The sequence below is a fragment of the Rhodoferax sp. genome, assembly GCF_039922535.1.
Classification (GTDB): domain Bacteria; phylum Pseudomonadota; class Gammaproteobacteria; order Burkholderiales; family Burkholderiaceae_C; genus Rhodoferax_B.
In genome coordinates, this window is record NZ_JBDTEM010000463.1 from 1 (window position 1) to 3,017 (window position 3,017).

Consider the following 3,017-nt stretch of genomic DNA (forward strand, 5'->3'; position numbering starts at 1 on the left):
GGCGGATCAGGGCTGGCGTTGTTTGAGCGCAGCGAGTTTAGCCAGACCCCGCCCAAAGCGAGCACCGCAGGTTCCCGCAGCGCCAGCGGAGGGCGCAGGTAGTGGGGGTGGCCTTTCTTTTGGTGACGTTTCTTTGGCCAAGCAAAGAAAAGTTACTGCCCTGCCGGGGGCACAGCCCGGCCAGGGATGGCTGTTGCGTCCACCCCCGTCAAGCAGACACGCACGTCAAACCGCCAATAGGGGTCAGAGCCCAAATGCGGGTGGATATCCTTCGCAGGCCTTCAACAAGGCGCGCGCAATTGGGATCTGACCCCTATTAGCTCAGCGGGTCATCGTGCCGGCCATCCGCATAGGAAATACAAGCCAAAAGAGCCCCCAGCGCACGTAGCAACTGCACAGACAGCTATTAAAAACTGAGCTGCCCCGTCACCCTAAATGCCCCAACGGCAACACCCCATTCCCCTTCACCTCGCCCAGTGAAAAGCTGGTGTGCAAGTCCTTCACGTTCGGCAGATTCACCAGCACCTGCCGGGCAAACTGGCTGAAGGTATTCAGGTCGCGCGACACCACCTGCAGCTCGAACGTGCCGGTGCCGCTGATGTAGTGGCAAGAGACCACCTCGGGGATCAGGCGGATCGCGTCCTCCAGCCCTTGCAGCGCAGGCCCGCTGTTTTGCACCGCGTCCAGCCGCACAAAGGCCAGCACATCCAGGCCAATCTTGTGCCGGTCGATCTCGGCCCGGTAACCGCGGATATAACCCGCCTCCTCCAGCGCCCGCACCCGTCGCCAGCACGGTGCGGCTGACAGGCCGACGCGCTGGGCCAGCTCGGCGTTGGTCAGGCGGGCATTGGCCTGCAAGGCATCGAGGATAGTGAGGTCAAATTTATCGAGCATGGTGGTTCTTAAGCAAGGTTCTTGCGCATAGTAGGCGAATGCGGGCAAAGAACGCAAAGACTTTTCCGGGGTACAGGCATACACTTTTCTCTATAGCGCAGCCCACTGCGCAGGAGACAAACACGATGAATGCCCCTCTACCTGACGCGCTGCGCAAGGCCCTAGAAGCCGCCTCGCTGGACGATAAATACAGCCTGGATTTTGGTCCGGCCTTCATGAGCGGAGTGCAGGCCCTGGTCAAGCTGCCCATGCTGCAGCGCCAGCGCGATGCCCGGCAGGGGCGCAATACGGCGGGCTTCATCAGCGGCTACCGGGGCTCACCCCTGGGCACCTACGACCAGGCGCTGTGGAAGGCCGCCCCGTTCCTGAAGGCGCAGAACATCGTGTTCCAGCCGGGCGTGAACGAAGAACTGGCCGCCACGGCCGTGTGGGGCACGCAGCAACTGGGCTTTTCGCCACCGGGCACGAATAAGTTCGACGGCGTGTTTGGCATCTGGTATGGCAAGGGGCCGGGGGTAGACCGCTGCTCCGACGTGTTCAAGCACGCCAACATGGCCGGCACGACGGAGTTTGGCGGGGTAATTGCGGTGGCGGGCGACGACCACATCAGCAAAAGCAGCACCGCCGCGCACCAGAGCGACCACATCTTCAAAGCCTGCGGGCTGCCGGTGTTCTTTCCTGCCAATGTGCAGGAGATTCTGGACCTGGGGCTGCACGCCTTTGCCATGAGCCGCTTCTCGGGCGTGTGGGCGGGCATGAAGACCATCCAGGAGATCGTCGAGTCCAGCGCCACGGTGATGGTGGACCCGCAGCGCGTGGCGATCAAAATTCCCACCGACTTCCAGATGCCGCCCGGTGGCCTGCACATCCGCTGGCCCGACCACGCGCTGGAGCAGGAGGCGCGGCTCATGCACTACAAGTGGTATGCCGCGCTGGCCTACATCCGCGCCAACCGCCTGAACTACAACGCCATCGAAGGCCCGAACGACCGGTTCGGCGTGATCGCCAGCGGCAAGGCCTACAACGACACCCGCCAGGCCCTGCTGGACCTGGGACTGGACGATGCGACCTGCCGCCGTATCGGCCTGCGCCTGCACAAGGTGGGTGTGGTCTGGCCGCTGGAGGCGCAGCTCACCCGCGAATTTGCCACCGGCCTGCAAGAAATCCTGGTGGTGGAAGAAAAGCGCCAGGTCATCGAATACCAGCTCAAAGAAGAGCTGTACAACTGGCGCGCCGACGTGCGGCCCAATGTGCTGGGCAAGTTCAACGAGCCCGAGGGCGACCTGAGCGGTGGCGAATGGTCCATGGCCAACCCCACGGCCAACACCTTGCTGCGCGCCAACGCCGACCTGTCGCCCGCGCTGATCGCCCGGGCCATCGCCCAGCGGCTGCACAAGCTGGGTATGCCCGAGGACGTGGCTTCGCGCATCCACACGCACATCGCCCTGCTGGACGCCACCGACCGCGCCATGCAGGTGCTGGAGGCCAGCCCGGCGCAGGCGCGGCCACCGTGGTTTTGCAGCGGCTGCCCGCACAACACTTCTACCGTGGTGCCCGACGGCTCGCGCGCCATGGGCGGCATTGGCTGCCACTTCATGGCCACCTGGATGGACCGCAGCACCGTGGGCTTTACCCAGATGGGCGGCGAGGGCGTGCCCTGGGTAGGCCAGCAGCCCTTTACCACCGACCAGCACATCTTTGCCAACCTGGGCGACGGCACCTACTTCCACAGCGGCCTGCTGGCCATCCGCCAGGCGATTGCGGCGGGGGTCAACATCACCTACAAAATTTTGTACAACGACGCGGTGGCCATGACCGGCGGCCAGCAAATTGGCGAGCGCCCAGAAGGGCACTCGGTAGTGCAGATTGCGCAGTCTGTGCTTGCAGAAGGTGCTATCAAAACCGTAGTGGTGACGGACGAGCCTGAAAAGTACGCAGGCGTGGCTCTGGCGGCGGGCGTGGAGGTCAAGCACCGCGACCTGCTGGACGACATCCAGCGCGAGTTCCGCGAAATAAAGGGCACCACCATCCTCATCTACGACCAGACCTGCGCCACCGAAAAACGCCGCCGCCGCAAGCGCGGCACGGCAGTGGACCCGGCCACGCGGGTGGTGATCAACCCG

General features: G+C 63.9%; 2 protein-coding genes. One reads left to right on the forward strand and one right to left on the reverse strand.

Annotation, left to right across the window (positions count from 1 at the left end; genetic code table 11):
- Positions 1–426 precede the first annotated feature (426 nt).
- On the reverse strand, positions 427–894 hold the full coding sequence (locus ABI213_RS21925) for an Lrp/AsnC family transcriptional regulator (RefSeq protein WP_348005987.1): 468 nt from the start codon (positions 892–894) through the stop codon (positions 427–429).
- A 125-nt stretch (positions 895–1,019) separates the two neighbouring features.
- Here ABI213_RS21925 and ABI213_RS21930 point away from each other — a divergent pair.
- Positions 1,020–3,017, forward strand: a 1,998-nt coding sequence (locus tag ABI213_RS21930; RefSeq protein ID WP_348028662.1) for an indolepyruvate ferredoxin oxidoreductase family protein, incomplete at its 3' end; no start/stop codon positions are given.